Raw genomic sequence first — 20,380 nt, forward strand, 5'->3', positions numbered from 1 at the left:
TCGTCGGCTGAGTCCGTACGGACGATGCGTCAAGCCTCAGCGCTCGGCGAGTTTCTCCCGGATCCGGGCCAGTAGGGCCGCGTCCGGCGGGGCGTAGGGGCGGAACTTCTCGATCCGGTTGTGTTCCTCGCTGTAGTAGAGGGCCCGGTTGGCGCCGAGCTTGGCGGCGGCCGGGTTGTCGAGCAGGTGGCCGGAGTCGGTGGGGCTCATCTGGAAGAGGACCCGCATGCCGAACTCGCGGAGCTGCTGCATGGAGACGCAGCGATTGAGGTTGTTCACCGTGTCGCACCAGGCGATCAGGTGGACGCCGTAGCCGGGGCCTTCGCGGAGAATCAGGTCGATCAGGTCGGCCGGGGTCTCCTGCTCGCGCTCGCCGAAGTGGAAGTCGTCCTCACGTCGGCGGAGGTCCCGGAAGCGCGGGAGGTCGTGGACGAAGAGGAACAGTTTGGGGCCGTCGTCGGCGTCGGGCTCGCGGCGGCGGTTCAACTCGGCGGCGACTTCCGTCGTGAACGTGACCGCTTCACGCCAACCGCCGACCTTGACGCCGTGCGGGAGCGCCTCGGCGACCTTGCGGAGGGCGTCGGCGTGCTCGGCGTCCTCGGGGGTGCCGTCGAGGATCCAGAATCGCGCCCCCTCGCGGACAAGGTCGTCGCCTGCCGGCGCGAACTGCACGGCCAGGCTAACCAGGGCCGAGGCCGTCACGCCGAGGGCCCCTTCCTCGTTCTGGCCGACGATCAGCAGGTGATTCGCCCCCTGACGGCGGAAGAGGGCCGCCGTCGGGTCCTTGATGGCCACCGGGTCGCCGAGCCACGCCTGCGCCGACCGGGGAGAGTCGGGCCAGGAGGGGGCGTCGAGCCGTTCCAGCAGCCTGGGATTGGCGGCGAAATCGGCGCGGGCGTCGCCCTCGAAGACGATGGCCGTGCGAGCGGTCACCTTCGGGTGGGAGTCGACCAGCTCGCGGATCTTGTCGAGGTAGTCTTCACGACGTTCCTCGCCCAGCCAGACGACCTGGAAGGCGTGGTTCCCCTCGGGAGCGCCGTTGGCGTCGTTGTAGATCGCCTCGCCGGGACGGGAGAGGGCCTTGGCTGCGGGGTTGCTCTCCGAGAGGATCAGGTGTGAATCGGTGTCGCTGCACTGGAGGGCGATTCGCACGGCCATCTGGCCGAGCGTGCTCCTCGCCAGCGTGAACGCGCCGCCGAGGCTCTGCGAGCCGAGGATTACGTGAATGCCGAACGCTCGACCCTGGCGGACGAGGCGGTCGAGCAGGCCGGCGGCCTCCTGCGCCAGTTTGTCTTCATCGACGAAGAACTCCTGGAACTCGTCGACCACCAGCAGGATGCGGGGCAGGGGGGGCGCGCCGGGCGTGTTGCGGAAGCCCTGGACGTCCTGGACGCCGGCCGCCCGGAAGCGATCGGCGCGGATCTTCAACTCGGCGTCGAGACGGGTCAGGACGCTGACGCCGAACTCGCGCTCGCTCTCGATGGCCACGACGCTCGCGTGGGGGAGATGGTGAGAGGCGTAAACCTTGAACTCGACGCCCTTCTTGAAGTCGATCAGATACAGGTCGATCTCGTCCGGGCTGTATGCGAGCGCCAGGTTGACGATCAAGGCGTGCATCAACGTCGATTTGCCCGAGCCCGTTCGACCGGCGATCAGGACGTGTTGAGACGTTCCCTTGCCCAGCATCAGGTGCTGCCGTTTGGAGGCCGCCGCCTTGCCGAGGGGGACGTCGATGTCCGAGCGACTGTCGCAGGTCCACCAGGAGTCGGCCGCTGGCGCGATGAACTCGAAGGGGACCTCCACGCGCTTGGCCGCTTTGGCTGCTTCGCCGATGCGCTGGATGAGCCGGGTGGCGGCGTCGCCAGTTGGGGGCGAGTCTGGCGTGAAGGGGTACGATCCTAGCTCGGGGTCGTCCCAGGCGAGGGCTCCGTCATTCCAGGTGAGTCGCGTGCAATACGGGCGCAGGTCGGCCAGGCGGCAACTGGCGGGGATCTCGCGGCCCTCGTCGACGGCGACCAGCGTCAGGACGCCGCAAGGGGGGCCGCCGGCGACGATCGAGGCCAGACGCGCTGCGGCCTTTTCATCGAACTTGGTCGGGTAGTCGACGACGACCAGGACGCGATAAGGCTCGGCGACCTCGCCGGCCACGGCGTTGTATTCCTCGATGGAGGCGTACTCGTTCCGCAGGAACTTCTGGGTGACGTGCTCCATGTGGGTTTCGAGGTCGGCGAGCCGCTCCTCGATCTGGCGGGCGTCGGTCCAGACCTGGTTGTTGACGAGCGCCTCGTCGAAGTCGGCCAGGTGCATGAAGGCGCCGAAGCCTCGGCCCAGACCGATCGGATCGACGATCGTGAATCGGACCATGCCGGGCGGCACGGTGGTCAACAGCCGGAGCATGGCCGCCTGGATGGCCGTGGAGGCGGCCGCACGACCCTCGGCGGGGGTCTCGATCAGGAGATTCGCCGCTGAGGGGAAGGGCCGGAGCGCGGGGATCCGGAGCTGGTTGGGGAGCCCTTCCATCAGGTCCGGGTCGGCCGGCAGGCCGCCGGGGAGGCTCGCCAGGTCGACGTTCACGGTGCCGAACCGCAGGGCCGGCGGGATGGCGCTGGGGAGATCCGCCTCGTCGGCCGTCGAGTCGTTCCAGTCGATCCCCAGTCCGTCGGCGAAGCGGCCGACCTCATCGATCGCGGCGAAGGCCGAGGTCGCGGCCTCGCGCCATCGGGACGCGTTCGCGCGGCGGTCGGTGTCGAAGACGGCCCGGGCCTGCTCCTTGAGGGACTTGTGATCCGCTTCCAACCGGGTCGCGCCGGCTTCGGCCTTGGCTTTCAGGTCGGCCGTTTTGCGCTGGTGGGCCTCAGCGGTCTCACGCTCGCGGCGCTCGTGGGCTTCCTGATTCTCGCGGAGCTTGCGGCCGTAGACCTCGTTGATCTGGCGCAGACGCTCGTCGCGATCGGCCTCTCCCTGGGCGATGGCCAGGGTGTGTCGTTCCTTCGCCTGCTCGGTCTCCTTCTCCTGGCGTGCGGCGAGGGTCTTCAGCGTTTCCTGGAACTTGCCGTCGATCTGCGCCCGGCAGTAGTCCGCCAGCCCGCCGGCGTCGGCCGCCGACTGCATCAACGGGACGTACAAGCGTTCAAGCTGCTGCTTCGCCAGCGCGATCAGCTTCATTCGGAGCGCCAGCCCCAGCGCCAAGCCGACGACCGCCAGGACGGCGATAATCGTCGGGTCGCCGCTGAGGAAGAGACCGATCAGCGCGCCCAGCACGGTCGTCGTGGCGTAGACCCACGCTTCCTTGGCCCCCTCCAGCGAGCGCGGAATGATAAGCCGTTCCAGCAGTTTGAGCGGCGGGCCCATGCGGGAGAGGCGTTCGAACAGTTCGTCGCTGGGCTCGGTGAACTTGGCGTAGTTCTCGCGGGTGGGAGGCGGTGGATCAGGGTTGAGGCCGAACTTACGGAACTCGTCGGCGAGGACGGCGAGCCGCTCGCGATAGGAGTTGAGGATTTCGACAGCGTCCTGGACGGGCTTGAGCGCGACGGCCCGCTCCTTCATGGCGACTTTTTGGCCGGAGTCGTGAGCGGCGACGGCGTCCTGCTTGTCGCGGGCAAGCTTCGACTTGGCCGACTGTCGGAGGGAGTCGAACTCGGCGGCGATGCGGCGGCTCCCCATCGCGAACTCGTTCTTGGCCTGGGACTCCGCGGCGGATGCCGTCTCGGCCAACTCGCGCCGGCCGTTCTCTCCGGCGGCGGCAGCCTCCTTGTCGAGTTGCTCGATGCGGCGGGCGAGGGAGTCCTTTTTCGAGTGGTACTCGTGATCAGCCTCGGCGTCCTTGGTCCGGCGTGCGGCCTTGACGGCGGCCTCGGTCTCGGCACGCTCGGCGACGGCCGCAGCCAGGGCGCGGAGCGCGTCGCGCTGGGCGCGGAGCAGGTCGGCTGTGTTCGGGGCGTCGGCCGAGGTTTCGTCCGAGGCTCTGAGGGAAGTCGGCGTCACGAGAGTTCACTCCGATCCGAGCAGTCGCGGCGGACCTTGTCGAGCACTTCGGCGAGCTTCTGGAGGCCGACGACGGCGGCGTCGACGGCCGGCGACAGCGGTTCGAGGTGCCGCTCTTCGAACCGACGACGGACGACGTCGCTCCACGTGGCCTCGGTGACGAGCCAATGGTCGTTGAGGATCCGGATCGTCTGCTTGAGCCGGGTCGCCCCGGCGAGAACCTTCGCGTTCGCCACGTCAGGAAGACTCCGTCGGGGCAGGGGGCTGGTTCGGGGCGGAATCGACCGGCTCGTCCTTGTCGATGACCTCGCGAGCGACGGCTTCCAACTCGGGCGTCGCGCGGGCGATCCCCCCCTCGGTCGGCCCAGGCGTTCCGCCGCCAGACGGGGGATGGACCTGGAGGTAGGCTTCCAGCGCCTCGACAATCCGGGCGAGGAGGGCGACGGCCCGGGGAACGTCGGACGCGGACAGATCCTTGAGACGCTGCACCGAGCCGTGGTATTCGAGCACCGCCTGGTTGAGCGCCGGCTGCCATTTGCGAACGGCCATCAGCCTTTTTTCCGCGTCCTGGAGCGAGGCCTCGGCGTTGCGGAGCCGTTCCTTGGGCTCGGCTAGAGACGGATGGTGTTCGGGGGTCTTCTGGAGCTTGAGGCGAAAGAGCTCGGCCTTGGCGGCGGCTACTCGCTCCCGTCGGCGTTTGATCTGCTCTTGCCAGTACATCGGCCGCTCTTGCTGGAGCCACTGGACGGTCCGACGGATCTCCGCGTCGGCCGCGCCGAGGGCGGCGAGCACGTCCTCGCCGTAAAGCGCCAGCGCGGTCCGAAACTCGCGCAGGGCGTCGATCGAATGGACTTCAGCCTGGCTGCTCATGGCGTTGTTCGATGGCCCCCCGAGAAATCTACGTGGTGCGGGGTGGTTCGCCGACGGGATGAACCCATTCTAAGCGATCGGTCGTGGCTTGGGGATGTCCCTGCGGCCGAAGCGCTTCGGGGACTCCTTGAGCCGGCGGGAGCGATCGGCTACGGTTGGTCCCTAACTCCGCTCGACCCACTCGCGACGACCGCCATCATGACTCACCGACTCGCCGAAGCACCGACCGCCCTCCCGCCGGACCTCCACGCCGAGTATTCGCGTCGACTCGCCCTGCACGAAGCCGCCCGCGCCCGCTGGGACCGATTCGACGCCCGTGTGGCCGACCTGCGGCTGGCGGTGTTCGTCGCGGGAGCCGCCCTAGCGGCCTACATCTACTTCCAGGGCGTGCCGTCGTGGTGGTGGCTGGCGGCCCCGATTGCGGCGTTCGTCGCGCTGGTGCTGGCCCACGAGCCGATCAGCCGTCTCGCCGATCGTTCCGCGAGGACGATCGAATTCTACAAGCGAGGGCTCGCCCGGCTGGAGGACCGATGGGCTGGAACCGGTGAGACCGGGCTGGCCTTCCTGGACGTCGAACATCCCTATGCGGCCGACCTGGACGTCTTCGGCGTCGGCTCGCTGTTCGAGAGGCTCTGCCTCGCGAGGACCAGGGCCGGCGAGGAGGCGCTGGCCTCTTGGCTGCTGGCGCCGGCTTCTCCCGAGGTCATCGCGGCGCGTCGCGAGGCGGTCGTCGAGTTGCGTCCGCGGTTGGACCTGCGCGAGGATCTGGAACTGCTCGGGGCCGACGTCCGCGCGGGGATCCATCCGGCGTCGCTGTCGGCCTGGGGGGAGACCCCCCGCGTCTTCCCGACGCGGCCGGTGCGCGTCGTCGCCTTCATCCTGGCCGCGTTGGGATCGGCTGCCCTGATCTTCTGGATCTACATGCAGGACTTCCCTCGGTTCCTCCTCTTCATGCTGATCCTGGCGGTTGAGGGCCTTTTCGCCTGGAGGGTGTCGCGGCGGGTCGACGCCGTTCTGGAGGGGATCGACGAGAAGGCCCACGACCTGCACATCCTCTCGGGCCTGCTGGACCGCATCGAACGCGAGCCGATGAGCGCCCCGCTGCTGAGATCGTTGCGCGAGTCGCTCGAGACCGGCGGCCGACCGGCGTCAGAGCGGATCCGATCGCTCGGTAAGCTGTTGAACCTGCTGGATTCGGGCTCGAACCAGTTCTTCCAGCCGTTCGCTTTGGTGATGCTCTGGCGGACGCAGTTGGCCATGAAGGTCGACGCCTGGCGCGCCGAGAACGGCCCCCAGATCGCCGGCTGGTTGGCAGCCGTGGGGGATTTCGAGGCCCTCTCGGCTCTGGCCTGCTATGCGGCCGAGAACTCGCAAGACGTTTTCCCGGAGGTCGTCCCCGGCCCGGCGCTGTTCATCGCCGAGGGACTGGGCCATCCCTTGATCCCTCGGGCGCAGTGCGTCACGAACGACGTCTCTCTCGGCGAGGAGACGACGGCGATCGTCGTCAGCGGATCGAACATGTCGGGCAAGAGCACGCTGTTGCGGGCGATCGGCGCGGCGACGGTCCTCGGTCTGGCGGGAGCTCCGGTGCGGGCGACTCGTCTGAGGTTGTCGCCGTTGGCCGTGGGGGCGACTCTCCGCGTGCAGGATTCGCTCCAGGCCGGGCGGTCGCGGTTCTATGCCGAGATCACCCGCGTCCGACAGATCGTGGACGTCTCCCGCGGGCCGTTGCCCTTGCTCTTCCTGCTCGACGAGCTGTTCAGCGGCACGAACTCCCACGATCGCCGCGTCGGGGCCGAGGCGGTCATCCGCGGCCTCCTCGACCGCGGCGCCGTCGGCCTTTTGACGACTCACGACCTGGCGCTCGCCGAGATCGTGGCCGGTCTCGGTCCCCGCACGCTCAACGTCCACTTCGAGGACCACTTCGAGGACGGAGTCATGCGGTTCGACTACCGGATCCATCCGGGAGTCGTCACGCATTCCAACGCCCTTGCCCTGATGCGGGCCGTGGGTTTGGAGGTATGAGACGTAGCGGTTCGCGGTCCCAATGGCATAGTGGGATTATCGCGATGCGTCCAGGTAGGGGTGCGGGGTGAGTTGAGTCAAGCAAACCTGCCGATTCTGATCGTTAAACGCCACCACCCGGGCCGTGATCGTTTCGCCGATCGCAGGATAATCATCGAGGCTGTACCGTCGCTGGCGCGCATCCAGAAACTGGATGACTTCGAGTAGCGCCGGGAAGCCTACCCCGATATCCACAAACACCCCGAATGGTCGTCGGGCGATCACGGGACCTCGGACTGACTCTCCGACAGCGAGCTGGGCCTGGACGGCGGCCCATTCTCCGGCCTTGTCGGGGGACAAATGGTCGCCGAAGGGCCACTCGGCGTCGCTGATCACGCTCATTCGGCGCGCCCTTGAGCCGAGTAATGGAATGGACAGCCTGGCAGGCAGGGTCGAGCCCCAGCCCACGGGTTGGAGACTCGACCTCGGCGATTACCGACTCGCCCCAGTGCCAGGGATGCTCAGGAGAGCTTGTCGAGCCGGCCGGTGCTGTCCCCGAGGCGTTCGCAGGGGACGTCCATTCGGTCGAGCATCGAGAGAAACAGGTTGTTGAGCGGCTGGGGCTTATGGACGACGTGCCGACCGGAGTCGATCGTGCCGCCTCCCCTGCCCATGACCAGGACGGGGAGATCGTCATGGTTGTGGCGGTTGCCGTCGGAGATGCCGCTGCCGTAGACGATCATCGAGTTGTCCAGGATCGAGGCTTCGCCCTCCTTGCTCTCCTTTAGCTTCTTGAGCATGCGGGCGAATTCTTCGATGTGGAAGCGGTTGATCTTGCGGATCTTCTCGTGCTTCTTCGGGTCGTTGGCGTGGTGTGAAAGGTCGTGGTGGCCTTCGGGGATATCCAGGAATGGATACGGGCGGGTGCTCCCCTCGTTGCCGTACATGAAGGTGCAGATGCGGGTCGTGTCGGTCTGGAAGGCCAGAACCATCAGGTCGAACATCAGCCGGACGTGCTCGGCGTAGTCCTTGGGGACGCCCGCCGGACGAGCGACGTTCAGGTCCGTCGGACGCTCGTCGTCGAGATCGGCCCGTGCGATGCGCTGCTCGATTTCGCGGACGGCCGTGAGGTATTCGTCCATCTTGCGGCGGTCGTTCTGGCCGATCCGCCGTTTCAGGGCCTCGGCGTCTTCCAGCACGAAATCGAGGATGCTCCGCTCATACAGGCTGCGCTTCTTGCGGTCGGCCTCGGAACCCGTGAGGTTGCGGTTGCCGAAAAGCCGGTCGAAGACGAGGCGGGGATTGATCTCCTTGGACGACGGCGTCGTCGGCGACCGCCAGGAGATGTTGGACGAGTAGGCGCAGCTGTAGCCGGAGTCGCAGTTGCCCGACTGGCCGCCGCGTTCGATGCCCAGCTCCAGCGAGGGGAGCCGGGTCGCCGAGCCGAGCTTCTGAGCCGCGACCTGGTCGACCGAGACGCCCACCTGGATGTTGGCGCCGTCCGTCTTGACTGGGTGGACGCCGGTCAGGAAGCACGAGAGCGACCGGGCGTGATCGCCGGGCCCGTCTCCCTTGGCGCGGGCGTTGTCCTGAGCCAGACCGGTGAGGACGAGCATGTCCTGCTTCAGAGGCGCGAGAGGTTCCAGGATCCAGGGGATCTGGAAGTCGCGGCCCTCAGCGCCGGGCTTCCAGTCCTGCATGTGGACGCCGTTGGGGACGTAGAAGAAGGCCATGCGGCGGGGGCCGGCGGGTCCCTTGGCGGCGGGAGCAGCCGCGACCGCCATGGACTCCATCCAGGGGAGGGCGATGGCTGCGCCGACGCCTCGCAACAGGGTCCGGCGGGAGATCTTCGCTCGGCTCATGGGTCGGCTCCAGTCGCGGGGTCGTTGCGGGCCGCTGAAACGCCTGTTCAAAAGGACCTGAGAGAGGGGGACAGTCCCATTTTGCTCCGTGGACTCCGCAAAATTGGGACAGTCCCCGGCCCTTTTGAACCGACTTTCTCAACCGCGGCGGCGCAGGAAGGGCTCGCTCTTGACGATCTCCAGCACCATGCGGGAGAGTCTGTACTGATCGGCGGATACGTTCTTGACGATCTTGTCGACGACGCAGGCGTCCGCGTCTTCAAGGCCCCGGCCGAGGCCGTAGGTCAGCATCTTCTCGGCCAGGCAGCGGGTGAATTCCTGCTTGCGAGACTTGAGGACCGACTTCAACTCGGCCGGGCCGCGGAACGACTCGCCGGTGGGAAGTTTGGCGGAGGCGTCGATCGGCAGGCCGCCGTCCTTGTCGCGCCAGGCGCCGACGGCGTCGAAGTTCTCCAGGCCGAATCCGGGAGGGTCGAGCCGCGCGTGGCACGAGGCGCAACTGGGGTTCGCTCGGTGCTGCTCCATTCGCTGGCGGAGCGTTCCAGTGAGCTGCCCCTTGGAGTCGTCGGCCAGGTCGGGGACGTCCGGCGGGGGGGGCGGCGGCGGCGTGCCGAGGATCTGTTCCAGGATCCATTTCCCACGCTTCACCGGCGAGGTCCGCGAGGGGTTGGAAGTCACGGTCAGGATGCTGGCCTGGGTGATGAGCCCGCCGCGATCGCCGTTCTTGAGGGCGACGCGACGAAACTCCGGCCCCTGGACGCCGGCGACCCCGTAGTGCTTGGCCAGCCGTTCATTCAGATACGTGTAGTCGGCGTCGAGGAAGTCGAGGAGCGGGCGGTCGTTTCGAAGGATGGAGCTGAAGAACATCTCGCTCTCGGTCTGCATCGCTTCACGGAGAGGCTCGTCGAAGGTCTTGAACTGCTTGCGGTCGGGGTTGGCCGTCTTCAGGTTCCGGAGCTGGAGCCACTGGCCGGCGAAGTTCTCCACGAACGCCTGGGCCTTGGGGTCCAACACCATCCGGCGGGCCTGCTTCTCCAGAGTCGCTTCCTCATGGAGTTTTCCTTCCAGAGCGAGCTTGAACAGCTCGTCGTCGGGCATGCTGCTCCAGAGGAAGTAGGAGAGCCGGGACGCCACCTCGAAGTCGTTGAGCGGCATCCCTCCTTCGACGGGGATCACCTTGCCGTTCCTGTCGCGCTTGGGCCGGAACAGCTCGACGCGGAAGAGGAACTGAGGGGAAGCCAGGACGGCCTGCACCGCCAGTTGAATGCCGCGCTCGTAGCTCTCGCCGTTCTCACGAGCCAGTTCGGCCAGGCGGATCACCTTGGCGACCTCGCCGCCGGTCACGGGGCGGCGGTAGGCCCGTCGGAGGAAACGGTCGAGGACGGCCTCGGTGCAGGCGGCGACGTCCTGAGGGCCCGTCGGCGTGCGGAAGATGATCTGCTTCTGGCTCGGCGGGGGGGCGTCCCCCTTCATGGTGATCGGCCCCTCGACCTCGATCGCCTGGACGCACAGGTTGCGGTCGCGCTTCTTCGGGTCGGGGATCTTGGGGTCGTAGAAGTCGTTGAGGAACGCGGCCGAGATCTTGCGGGGCCCGCCTCGGAGCTTCTCCTTGATCTCGTAGGAGGCGGTCGATCCCTCGACGGCCTTCACGTCGAAGGTTCGGATCGACTTGCCGTCGATCTTGACGGCCATCCGGGCGGGCTCCGGGCCGGCCTGCTGGGCCCAGGCTTTGACGCGGATGATGTAAGTGGCGTCGCGAGGGAAGGCGTGGGGGACGGCGACCTCGCCGTTGGTGCCGAGAAACCGGCCGTCGGTTGAATGGGAGGACCCGCCGGCGGCGTCGAGGGCCGGGCCGTCGTACGTCTTCACGGGCGGTCGTCCGCCGTTTCCGACGAGAATCGCCTGGGAGGCGATCGACTCGGCCGCGGCGAGGTATTTCTCCATGAGGATCGGCGGCAGGCTCAGGACGTCGCCGATGTTGTCGAACCCATAGCCGACGTCGTCCGAAGGAAAGTCGTCGGCCGGCTGGAAGTCGACGCCTGTCAGGTCGCGAATCGTGTTGTTGTACTCGACTCGATTGAGGCGGCGGATCGTCACGCGGCCGGGGTCGACCGTCAGGCCGCAGTCGACTCGCTTCAACTCCACGTCGATCCACGAAGTGAGCGCGGCGACCTCGTCCTGGGTGGGCTGCGGATGGTCCTCGGGGGGCATCGTGCCGCCGGCCACCTGCTCCTTGAGTCGGCCCCAGGGCTTGCGGTTCGCGGACGGCGGCCCCTTGGCGATCAGCTTGTCCAGGTCGAAGCCCGACTCGGACTTCTCCCCGCGGTGGCAGGTGACGCAGTACTTGGTGAAAACGGCGCGAACCGACTCAGGGGCGGTCGACGACGCGGCGGGCTCCTCGGCGAGGGTGAGCGGGGAGAGGACGAGGCAAGTCCATGCGGCCAGGATTGGGGGGATCCCCGGCGATGTCATCGGCGGCTCCGGGCGGTGGGGTCGTCGGGCGGGGAGACTGTGGCGCAGAGGTTCGATCAAAGTTTAACAGGCGGCGTCGTCTCCGCCAACCAGAATAGAGTCGACATGGAGGAGGGCCCCCGGCGGCCTACTGGGACGACGACGGATCTGGCGGGTTCGGTCGGCTTCGCTCGTCACCCACTCTGGCCGAAGCCGTCGTCGCAACCTCTGGCGTCCATGGAGTTTGAGGACGGCATTGTGGTTTTATGGGCGGGTTCGTTCGACGAATTTCTCCTGACCTGTCACTCTCCCGCTCATCCGGTTCCAGGGGCGTAGACGCGTCCGTGAGAAGCCGAGGCGTCGAGCATCGATCCTCGAAGCGAGATTCGGAGCCGCCTGGGTTCGATTGGCTTCGATAACTCCGTCGCGAAACCGAGAACGCTGATCCCAACTCCCTGTCGATATGGGCTTTAGAACATCATCCATACTCCGTTAAACGGCTTCGTTCGGCCGGATTTCGCCCAAGCCCTGCCGGAACGCCTCCCTTCGCCCGCAAGACCGACGGCCAGATTGTCAAAGAGCGTCTCTATCAAAACAATGTTCGCCGCGGACGATATCGGTGCGAGAATCCGGGGGCCTCCGGCACCGCCTTGCGACGATGACTCCGGTAAGTACTCTCATTCGGGATGAACGGGCATCAGGAGAGGACGCCTTCGCGCGAGTGAGGAAGGCGGAAACCGAACTGACACCGAATATCGTGCGCACGTCCGGATCTGTGGGAGCCCTGGGGGGAGTAATCCCCAGGGCGACCCGGCCCGAATATCCCAGCGTGCCATAGACCCCGGATCACCTCATGCCGCCGACTGCTCCCGCCCCGCCACCGGTCGGCGTGAACCTAACCCCAGTAGATCCGGTGACGTTCGGCTCCCTGATCAAGCCGGACAGACCCATGATCTTGAGAGTAAAGTCCTCAAACTCTCGCATATGATCCGGGCATACCCAGACATAGCAGCCAGATCCGCACTCCTTGGCGTACGCGACGTAGCAGGCGTTCTTCGGCACGTCGTGCTTGTCGCGGCTGCACCCGAGCCATCCGGAGGTAATCTCTTCGAGTTCGTTGTTCGTGTCGTAGATCTGCCGACGGAGTTCGACTACGAGCGGGGTAGATTCTCGGAAGATCATATTTCCATACGCATCGAGCTTGCCCGTTGGAACTGTCAGGAGGGTATCGGGTTCGACCCTTTCCCAAGGCATGATAATGTCAACGTGGTTTCCAGAAACCAGCTTGTTGAATTTGTCCCGTCTCTCCTTCGCTTTTTGCGTGCTAATGCCAGGTATATCATCATGGGTGACTGATTTTTCGGGAACAGTACGCTTAGTTGTGATGGTAAAATCCCTGCCGTCGCTCTGCTCCGTCTTGACCTCAGCAGTAGGCTTATCAACCGTTCCAACGTAGTCTGGACCGGCCACCGTGTCAGGCTCGTCCGTCTTCAGGAGGTTTCCAAAGAATCCTCCGCGCTTTGTGACCTCCGCGTTGGCTAGGCTCGTTCTGAGGTCGTCGATCTGGTACGTCTGCTCCTTCAGTTCATGCGCCAGGTCATTCGCCAAACCATCCGTATACAGGTCGTCTTCGGCCCCGAATGCCCGGCGATAGGCAACCCTGAGCATCCTTAACTCAACGTCGTTCGTCACCGGCTCCATGTTCCACAGGTCGGTGACCGACCGTCCCGCGCCAAGATTTAGGAACGAATCGCTGATTACCTGTCCGGCTATCGTGCCGCTGTCGGTGATCTGCGCGGCTCCATCCTTCAGCGTCACATGGCGGGGGATGGCATACTGGTTGGCCGCGAAGGTGGCGAGGTTCTGCATCACTTGTCGATGCTGGATCTCATTTAGGGTCATCGCCTGGCGGACGGTGCTCCAGCGGAGCTGCTCGTTGGTACAGCCCGACAGGCCGAGTGTGGCGACGATGCCGAAAGCCAGATTCCGCACGCCCCACCTCCTGCCCGGGATCGCCTCCAGCCGCGAAGACACGCTGTCTTTATCGGTTCGTTTGGTTCTGCAGGTTGAACCGTTTGTAGGGATGGTCGAAAATCGGTGTCAGTTCAGGTGTCGAAAATCGGTGTCCGAAAATCGGTGTCGAAAATCGGTGTCAGTGTCGAAAATCGGTGTCAGTTCAGTCTTCCGCCTTCCTCGAGTTCGATAATCGGCGTCGGTTCGAATGCCACGAAGCTAGGACGCAAATCGCTGAAATTCAATATGTTGCGGCAGAGCAACTGACTGTGGCCAGGGGTTGGCAGGTCGTGTATTCCCCGGGTTTTCCAGAGAGCACCTTTCGGAAACAGAAAATTTGCCTTCCGAGTCGCCATGCACAAAGCTTTTATTCAGCAAGACTTACGGCTTAACTTCGTGGCATTCAAGCTCACAAGGATTATCCGCCCTTCGACCAGGTCCAAGATGCGATGTCGAGCGTCTCGAAGGTCATGGATCGTCCCCAAAGTGGCTATGACAGCCAGATTCGATGGGGGATCGACGGAAGGTTTTATCTGTGAGGATGTTCATGTGAATCATCCCGGCCAGGGCGTCCAGATTGACGAGATGGCGGTGTTGGGATAAATGGTTTCATCCAACCCCGAACATCCTAGTTGGGAAAGCCCCCCGAGGATCTTCTCCATGGCCTGTTCTTCCAGGTCGCCGTTGTCACGGAGCGTCAAGCGGGTCATCGATATCGTCGGTGCCGTGATCGCGCTCGCTCTGCTCACGCCTCTCCTGCTGGCGATCGCGGCGGCGATCCGGTCGACTTCACGAGGCCCAGTCCTGTTCGCCCAGGAGAGGACGGGGAAGAACGGAAAGCCCTTCCGCCTCTACAAATTCCGCACGATGACCGGTCCGCCCGCGTTCGTGGTCGGCAAGGAGACGCAGACCGACGACCCCCGGATCACAGCGGTCGGGCGTTGGCTGAGGCGGACGGGATGCGACGAACTTCCTCAATTGGCGAACGTCCTCCGGGGCGAGATGAGCCTGGTCGGCCCACGTCCGCTCCTCGCCTGGGAGAATGCGCTCTGTGAAGGTCGAGAGGCCCAGCGTCTGCACGTCCGGCCCGGGCTCACCGGCCTGGCGCAGGTGAATGGGCGGAACGCGATCCCTTGGAGCGAACGGATCGCCTGGGACGTCGTTTACGTCGAGCAGGAAAGTCTGTGGCTGGACCTATCCATCCTGCTGCGGACCATCCCCATAGCCCTCTTCGGTCGGCACGCCTACGCCACAGGTGCTGAGAAGGCTCGTCCGGCGCCGAGGATCGGTATCATCGAGGCTGCCGGGGAATGCGCCTGAGGGAGCAGTGCGGCTGTGGATAGACGATGACTCCGGTAAGTACGCTCATCCGGGATGAACGGGCATCAGGGCAGGACGCCTTCGCGCGAGTGAGGAAGGCGGGAACTGAACTGACACCGAATATCCGGCCTGACACCGAATATCCGGCCCGGGGGGAGCAATCCCCTCGGGCGACCCGGCCCGTCAGCCGTCCCGGTCGTCAATGATGATCTCTCGGATTTTCGCGGCTCATTAAGATTATCGATTCTCCGTCGTGCGCGCGATTGCTTAAAGTAATCGCGTTCTCGCTTATATCAACAACATCATAACATAACGACTCATGTGTCCACTCAAGAATGCCATATTCAGGCATGGGACTTACGGGGAGTTTTATGGTTAGCGTCATTGATTCATTAATGCTCCAGGCGGCGCTAAAAGGTAGAGAAGGAGGTGCGACTTGGCTCCATTCATTTGAGGCGTTTCGGTAGTCTGCCGCGCCATCCATCCTCAGTGTCATGAAGAAGGCGAATCGAGGAATTATGGGCACGAAAGAACCATTACTTGAAACTTCATGGGTTGATCGCCATGAACCTACCAAAGCCGAGTGAATGCCGGACCGGCCTTTCTTGTCATCGTTTGTTTTCATTTTAGGTCTCGGCTGGCAAGGGAAAATCGGTGTCAGGGGGAAAATCGGGGGGGAAAATCGGTGTCAGTTCGGGGGAAAATCGGTGTCAGTTCAGTTATCCGGAAAATCGGTGTCAGTTCAGTTATCCGCCCTCCTCGTGTCGAAAATCGGTGTCAGTTCAGTTATCCGCCCTCCTCGTGTCGAAAATCGGTGTCAGTTCAGTTATCCGCCCTCCTCGGGGGGGAGGGGAGGGGCCTCGTGTCGAAAATCGGTGTCAGTTCAGTTATCCGCCCTCCTCGCGTGTCGAAAATCGGTGTCAGTTCAGTTATCCGCCCTCCTCGGGGGGGAGGGGAGGGGCCTCGTCCTTGGTCTTCCCCAATAGCCCTGTGATCGGGGGGCTCCTCGAGGCCGAAGGTCACCTCCCGCCGATTGCCGAGACTGTCAGCCAAAATCGACGTGTTCCTGGACCAGCTCGTCCTCCCAGGCGTCCATCAGCGGCCAGTCGACTGCGCAGGTGCCGAAGTCGGACATGTGGGAGTAGCCTTCCAGGCGGGCGATGGTCTTGTCGATCATCGCGTTGTCCTTGCGGAAGATCGGGCCGTGGGAAGGGAGGAGGAATTTGACGTCGGAGTCGCGGATCCGCTTCAGGCTGGCGATGTAATCGGGGATGTTCGAGCCGTGGTGGGCGTCGATGGCGCCGACGCAGCCGTCGCGGAAGATGTTGTCGCCGGAGAAGAGCAGGTCGCCCATGCGGAAGGCGAGCTGACCGGCGGCGTGGCCCGGGGTGCTCCAGACCTCCAGCGTCCGATCGCCGACCTGGATCTTCGACCCTTCGTCGACCTCGACGTCCACCTTGCACTTGGGCATGGGGATGCTGATCCCCTGGGCGTCGATCCGGGCGAACGTGAACAGCTCGTCGCCGGACTCTATGGCCGGCACGCTCTTGGGGTGGGCGGCGATCGGGCACTTCAGAACGTCGCGGGCGCGGGCGAGCCCCTGAGTGTGGTCGACGTCGGCGTGGGTCGCGACGATCATCTTGCAGGCCGAGAAGCTGTAGCCGAGTTCTCGGATCAACTGGAGGACGGCGACGGCGTCTTCGAGAAAGCCGACGTCGATCAGGACGTATTCGTCGCCGCCGTCGATGAGGTAGACGTTGACCCCCATCCGCCGGCGGGCCTGGTAGTTCATTTCGATGACGTTGGGGAACAAATAGCGGCGTTGGGCCATTTCAAGCATCCACTCTCGGGAGGCCGCAAGGGGAGTTCGGGTCCAGCCGTACCCTTGCGGCGCGGGGGAGGTGCGGGCGACGGGCGTTCCCTGATTCTAGGGCGGCCGAGGCGACGGCTCAACACCGTCCGCAAGGTCGCGGCCGGCGACTTGACAGAGGCCCGTACGCGGGTTAGCCTGAATCCAGGCTCCGTCGTTGGAAGTTCCATGATCCAGAAGAGATGAGTTGACGACGACGAAGCTCTTCGTTGCGGCGGCGCGAATTCGATCGCCGTGGGCGGAGCGTCGCCGAAGCCCCTTCCTCCACGTCCCGACCGAGTCTTCGGCGTCGAAGTTCGGCCTGCCTCTCCGGCGGGGCCGTCGTCGTCGAGGCTGCAGGTCTCCCGATGGGGGCTGAGGCTCCATACCCTGGGCCGAGCCAGCGTCTGAACGGGCATTTCACGAGGTTCGCCGATATGATCACGATGTTCACCGCCCCGGGGCGCTCCGCGTCGCGTCTGGGGGGCGTACCGGTCGGCCTGTTCGCGCTCCTAGCCTGGTCCTGGACGAGCGTCGTCCCTGCCTTGGCCCAGCAGCCCCCCGGCGAACCCGCCAAGGCTGATGCGGCCCCGGCCGGCGAGGCGGAAGAGGCCCCCAAGCCGCTTCAGGACCCCTCCGCCACCCACCGAACCTCGACCCGAGAGCTCTACAAGGATCCGCTCGTCGAGGGGATGCTCGACCCCAAGAAGTTTCCGGAGATCCGCTCTCCCAAATCGACGACGTCTCAGGAGATCGCCCAGCTCAAGGCGATGGCCTCCAACCCGATCGTCTCGGTCGACGTCAATCTTATCACGAACGTCGTCAACGCCATGGTCGGCGAGATGACCAGCACCCGTAACCTCCAGGCGATCCGGGACCCGGGCGCCGAGAAGAACACGGCCGTCCAGACGGCGGTGCAGGTCGCCTTCCAGAACCTCGTCGAGCCGGTGATCACCTCGCGGAACGCGAAGAACGCCGCGTTTCAGACGCAGTACAACAAGATCCTGCTCCAGAAGCTTCCGCCTCTCCTCAAGCACCAGCTCGTCGCGCGGATCCACGCGATGATCATCCTGGCGGAGACCGCCAATCCCGACGCGCTGAAGATCTTCCTGGACGAGATCAAGAACCCGAACCAGACCGTCTGGGTGAAGCTCTGGGCGCTCCGGGGCGTCACCAACGTCAAGCTGCTGACCAATCGGCTGGCGGCCTCGCAGGAGATGGAGGCGGCCAAGACCATCTCCGACCAGCTCCTCAAGGGGAAGGAATGGCCCTGGTGGGTCCAGTTCCGGGGCCTTGAGGCCCTGGCGGCCCTGCGTCAGGGGTATTTGACCAACTCGCCCCGGACGGTCGACATGGCCGCGGTCGCCTTCCAGTATCTCATCGACGACAAGCTCCGCCCCGAAGTCCGGGCCGAGGCCGCTCGCGCCCTGGGCGCGATGCAGATCACGACGGCCGTCCCCAAGTTCAACTTCGAGCTGACCGCTTATGCGACGGCGCAGCTCGCCGCGTCGATCGTCCAGAGGATCGCCGACGGCTTCAGCGAGAACTCCACGCGGGCCCAGGAATTGACCGCGGTCCTCGTCGGGCCTATCTTCCAGACGTTCGAGGGGCAGCCGGGCGTCCGCGACAGCGGCCTGTTGAACAACTCGGCCATCGCCAACAAGGCGGACGTCCAGAAGTACTTCGACGCCCTGAAGCCAGTCGCCATGGCGGCCGCCGCGCTCGGCAACAACGCTCCGGCGGGTCAGATCCCGGGACTCACCGCCGACCTCAAGGCCAAGGTTGAGAAGTACAAGGCCGACCTGGCCAAAGCCGCGCCGGCCGACCCGAATCTCTTCCCCGGCGGGCCGAGCTACAACGGACCGGGCGAGGCCGCTCCGCGGCAGGCCGAAGCCGGTGGCCCGCGCCGTGGGCAATGACCCGGGCGGGGACCCATCGGCCCCGATTCTGGTCCCTGAGCTTCGCGACTACCATCAGATCAACGCCGAGGCCGTCCGACGCCTTGATCGGGGGGCCTCGTTCGTTCGCCTTGAAGGGCCGGCCGGGCATCGCCTGCTCCTGGCCGGCCTGAGCGGCCCCTGGCGCGCCGTCGTCGAGGTCGCCGGCCAGGCTGGGCCCGAACTGGCGGCCGGGCTCGACGCCCCCGGCCTGACGATCGTCTGTCGCGGCGTTTCGGCCGACGGCGCGGGCTCGGGATTGCGGGCCGGGACGTTGCTCTTGCTGGGAGCGACCGGAACGGCGGTCGGCTATCGGATGTCCGGCGGCCTGATCGTGGCCGCGAAGCGGGTCGGCCCTCGCGCGGGGCTGGGGATGACCGGCGGCGAGATGGTCTTGTTGGACCATGTCGGACCGATGGCCGGCGAACGACAGTCGGGCGGCGTTCTCGCCGTTGCTGTACCTGAAGCCATCCCTCATTTCGGGCTCAACGCACGAGGAGGCCGGCGGCTTCTCGGTCCGTCGGACGGCGGCATCGTGGAGCAGGCGCTTGAGCTGATCGCGCTGCACTCCTCGCATCCCGGCTGGGAGGGCTGAAGTGGGCTGGACCCGTGGCGTCAGACTGGCGATGGGCTTGTCGGTCTGCCTGACCGCCGCGGGCTGTTCCGAGGAACTCGGTCCGGAGTCGATCCCCACCACCACGGCCTCCGGCGTCGTCACGTTTTCGAACCGTCCGATGACCCAGGGGTGGGTGGAGCTTCAGCCTTACGACGGGGCCCTGGGCGATCCCACTTCGGCCCGGATCGGTCCTGACGGAAGCTTCCGATTCGATCGGGCCCCCGTCGGCAAGGTCGTCGTCCGACTCTTCGACGTGCCGCTCGAAGCCAAAGGGGCGATCTGGCTGCTGCGGACCCGCTCGCCGATCCGCCGCGAGACGCAATCTCCGGAGGGGCCGCCGATGCGGATCGACATCGCGGACGAGCTGTACCGTCACCAGTTGAGCCAGGCGGGAGCCGGTCGATGACGACCGAGCCCGAACGCTCGCTCCCCACCGCTTCCGCCACCTGTCGGGCTCGGGCCCTCTACCGCGACGGCGCCGGTGAATTGCACCTGAACTGGCCGCTCGAACGTCTGGGCGAGGCCATCCACAGCGGTGCGGGTACGCTCTGGCTCGACATGGAGAACGAGGCCGATACGCCGTGTCCGCTGGCCGAGACCATCCTGCGCGAGGTTTTCCGCTTTCACCCGTTGGCCGTCGACGACGCTCTCAAGGAGACGCACGTCCCCAAGATCGACGACTGGGACGGGTATCTCTACCTCGTTTTTCACTCCAGTCAGATCGATCCCGAATCCGACGACCTCCGTCTTCAGGAACTCGACGTTTTCCTCGGGCCCAACTATCTCGTCACCTATCATGAGGAGCCTCTGGAATACCTGACCGAGGCTCGAAAGGCGATCGAGGCGGACCCTCGCGACCGCATGAAGGACGGCGCGGACCACCTGCTTTTTCGCTTCCTCGACCGTTCGGTCGACCAATCCCTGGCTGCGATCGAGGTGCTCGACGAGCGGATCGACGACGTTCAGGACGCGGTCATGGACGACCTGGGCCCCCAAACGCTCCAGCAGATCTTTCGGATCAAGCGGTCGGCGATTCAGCTTCAGAAGACGTTCGGCCCCCAGCGCGACGTCCTCAACAAGCTGTCGCGCGACCCGTACAAGGTCGTCCAGGAGAAGCACCGAATTTACTTCAGGGACGTCTACGACCACATCGTCCGGATCCACGACATCTCCGAAGGCCTCCGCGACCTGATCGCCGGCACGCTCGACACCTACCTCTCGGTGATCTCGAACCGCACCAACGAGATCATGAAGACGCTCACCGTGGTCACGGTGATGTTCCTGCCGATGTCGTTCATCACCGGCTTCTTCGGCATGAACTTCTTCGGCGGCTCGCTGGAACTGGACGTCTGGATGCCGAAATGGCTCCTGTTCTTCGGCTCGCTGTCCGTGATGCTGCTCTCGCCCGTCGCCATCCTGGCGATGCTGAAACGCTGGGGGTGGTTCTAGGCTGGAATCGTGGCGGTTGAGCGGG

Annotated in this window: 15 protein-coding genes; 6 read left to right on the top strand and 9 right to left on the bottom strand. The window is 65.2% G+C overall.

Annotated features, from left to right (window positions below; translation table 11 throughout):
• Positions 1-36: 36 nt before the first annotated feature.
• Genes G5C50_RS24525 through G5C50_RS24535 form a run of 3 tightly spaced genes read right to left on the bottom strand, consistent with a single transcriptional unit; the run spans position 37 to position 4,854 of the window.
• The gene (locus G5C50_RS24525) at positions 37-3,984 is read right to left on the bottom strand and encodes an FtsK/SpoIIIE domain-containing protein (RefSeq protein WP_240907348.1); all 3,948 of its coding nucleotides are present in this window, start codon (positions 3,982-3,984) and stop codon (positions 37-39) included.
• Positions 3,981-4,220, bottom strand: a complete 240-nt coding sequence (locus tag G5C50_RS24530; protein WP_165073605.1) for a hypothetical protein — start codon at positions 4,218-4,220, stop codon at positions 3,981-3,983. Before G5C50_RS24530 ends, G5C50_RS24525 begins: the two co-directional genes overlap by 4 nt.
• Position 4,221: 1 nt before the next feature.
• Positions 4,222-4,854, bottom strand: a complete 633-nt coding sequence (locus G5C50_RS24535) for a hypothetical protein (RefSeq protein ID WP_165073606.1) — start codon at positions 4,852-4,854, stop codon at positions 4,222-4,224.
• Positions 4,855-5,052: 198 nt separating this feature from the next.
• Between G5C50_RS24535 and G5C50_RS24540 the strand changes: the two genes are divergently transcribed.
• Positions 5,053-6,879: a MutS-related protein gene (locus G5C50_RS24540; protein ID WP_165073607.1), complete on the top strand. Its 1,827-nt coding sequence runs from the start codon at positions 5,053-5,055 to the stop codon at positions 6,877-6,879.
• Between the two features lie 36 nt (positions 6,880-6,915).
• On the opposite strand, the gene G5C50_RS24545 is transcribed toward G5C50_RS24540, so the two are convergent.
• The 4 genes from G5C50_RS24545 to G5C50_RS24560 form a co-directional block, all read right to left on the bottom strand.
• Entirely contained in the window at positions 6,916-7,260 is a 345-nt protein-coding gene (locus G5C50_RS24545; RefSeq protein WP_165073608.1) for a S1 RNA-binding domain-containing protein, read from the bottom strand.
• 119 nt (positions 7,261-7,379) lie between these two features.
• Entirely contained in the window at positions 7,380-8,720 is a 1,341-nt protein-coding gene (locus G5C50_RS24550; RefSeq protein WP_165073609.1) for a DUF1552 domain-containing protein, read from the bottom strand.
• Positions 8,721-8,858: 138 nt separating this feature from the next.
• The gene (locus G5C50_RS24555) at positions 8,859-11,192 is read right to left on the bottom strand and encodes a DUF1592 domain-containing protein (protein ID WP_165073610.1); all 2,334 of its coding nucleotides are present in this window, start codon (positions 11,190-11,192) and stop codon (positions 8,859-8,861) included.
• A gap of 825 nt (positions 11,193-12,017) precedes the next feature.
• Positions 12,018-13,163 (bottom strand): hypothetical protein, encoded by a 1,146-nt coding sequence (locus G5C50_RS24560; protein ID WP_165073611.1) that lies wholly within the window; start codon positions 13,161-13,163, stop codon positions 12,018-12,020.
• Between the two features lie 681 nt (positions 13,164-13,844).
• Between G5C50_RS24560 and G5C50_RS24565 the strand changes: the two genes are divergently transcribed.
• Entirely contained in the window at positions 13,845-14,504 is a 660-nt protein-coding gene (locus G5C50_RS24565) for a sugar transferase (RefSeq protein ID WP_165073612.1), read from the top strand.
• 199 nt (positions 14,505-14,703) lie between these two features.
• Here the strand turns inward: G5C50_RS24565 and G5C50_RS32405 are convergent, their stop codons facing one another.
• Both G5C50_RS32405 and G5C50_RS24570 read right to left on the bottom strand, forming a co-directional pair.
• On the bottom strand, positions 14,704-15,129 hold the full coding sequence (locus G5C50_RS32405) for a hypothetical protein (protein ID WP_206107835.1): 426 nt from the start codon (positions 15,127-15,129) through the stop codon (positions 14,704-14,706).
• A gap of 420 nt (positions 15,130-15,549) precedes the next feature.
• Positions 15,550-16,335, bottom strand: a complete 786-nt coding sequence (locus G5C50_RS24570; RefSeq protein WP_165073613.1) for an MBL fold metallo-hydrolase — start codon at positions 16,333-16,335, stop codon at positions 15,550-15,552.
• A gap of 455 nt (positions 16,336-16,790) precedes the next feature.
• Between G5C50_RS24570 and G5C50_RS24575 the strand changes: the two genes are divergently transcribed.
• From G5C50_RS24575 to corA, 4 genes are read left to right on the top strand one after another with little or no spacing between them, the layout of a single operon-like run.
• On the top strand, positions 16,791-18,272 hold the full coding sequence (locus G5C50_RS24575; protein ID WP_165073614.1) for a hypothetical protein: 1,482 nt from the start codon (positions 16,791-16,793) through the stop codon (positions 18,270-18,272).
• On the top strand, positions 18,262-18,885 hold the full coding sequence (locus G5C50_RS24580) for a glutamate synthase (RefSeq protein ID WP_165073615.1): 624 nt from the start codon (positions 18,262-18,264) through the stop codon (positions 18,883-18,885). The genes G5C50_RS24575 and G5C50_RS24580 overlap by 11 nt, the downstream gene beginning before the upstream one ends.
• A 1-nt stretch (position 18,886) precedes the next feature.
• Positions 18,887-19,312: a hypothetical protein gene (locus G5C50_RS24585; RefSeq protein WP_165073616.1), complete on the top strand. Its 426-nt coding sequence runs from the start codon at positions 18,887-18,889 to the stop codon at positions 19,310-19,312.
• Positions 19,309-20,355 carry a magnesium/cobalt transporter CorA gene (corA, locus tag G5C50_RS24590; protein WP_165073617.1) on the top strand — a complete coding sequence of 349 codons (1,047 nt, stop codon included), beginning with the start codon at positions 19,309-19,311 and terminating at the stop codon, positions 20,353-20,355. The genes G5C50_RS24585 and corA overlap by 4 nt, the downstream gene beginning before the upstream one ends.
• Positions 20,356-20,380 lie beyond the last annotated feature (25 nt).

This window comes from Paludisphaera rhizosphaerae (genome assembly GCF_011065895.1).
Lineage (GTDB): Bacteria > Planctomycetota > Planctomycetia > Isosphaerales > Isosphaeraceae > Paludisphaera > Paludisphaera rhizosphaerae.

What these genes read in the sequence shown, in the direction of transcription:
- G5C50_RS24535 (WP_165073606.1), bottom strand. Translation starts at nt 4,854, where the DNA reads ATGAGCAGCCAGGCTGAAGTCCATTCGATCGACGCCCTGCGCGAGTTT.
- G5C50_RS24540 (WP_165073607.1), top strand. Translation starts at nt 5,053, where the DNA reads ATGACTCACCGACTCGCCGAAGCACCGACCGCCCTCCCGCCGGACCTC.
- G5C50_RS24545 (WP_165073608.1), bottom strand. Translation starts at nt 7,260, where the DNA reads ATGAGCGTGATCAGCGACGCCGAGTGGCCCTTCGGCGACCATTTGTCC.
- G5C50_RS24550 (WP_165073609.1), bottom strand. Translation starts at nt 8,720, where the DNA reads ATGAGCCGAGCGAAGATCTCCCGCCGGACCCTGTTGCGAGGCGTCGGC.
- G5C50_RS24555 (WP_165073610.1), bottom strand. Translation starts at nt 11,192, where the DNA reads ATGACATCGCCGGGGATCCCCCCAATCCTGGCCGCATGGACTTGCCTC.
- G5C50_RS24565 (WP_165073612.1), top strand. Translation starts at nt 13,845, where the DNA reads ATGGCCTGTTCTTCCAGGTCGCCGTTGTCACGGAGCGTCAAGCGGGTC.
- G5C50_RS32405 (WP_206107835.1), bottom strand. Translation starts at nt 15,129, where the DNA reads ATGAAAACAAACGATGACAAGAAAGGCCGGTCCGGCATTCACTCGGCT.
- G5C50_RS24570 (WP_165073613.1), bottom strand. Translation starts at nt 16,335, where the DNA reads ATGGCCCAACGCCGCTATTTGTTCCCCAACGTCATCGAAATGAACTAC.
- G5C50_RS24575 (WP_165073614.1), top strand. Translation starts at nt 16,791, where the DNA reads ATGATCACGATGTTCACCGCCCCGGGGCGCTCCGCGTCGCGTCTGGGG.
- corA (WP_165073617.1), top strand. Translation starts at nt 19,309, where the DNA reads ATGACGACCGAGCCCGAACGCTCGCTCCCCACCGCTTCCGCCACCTGT.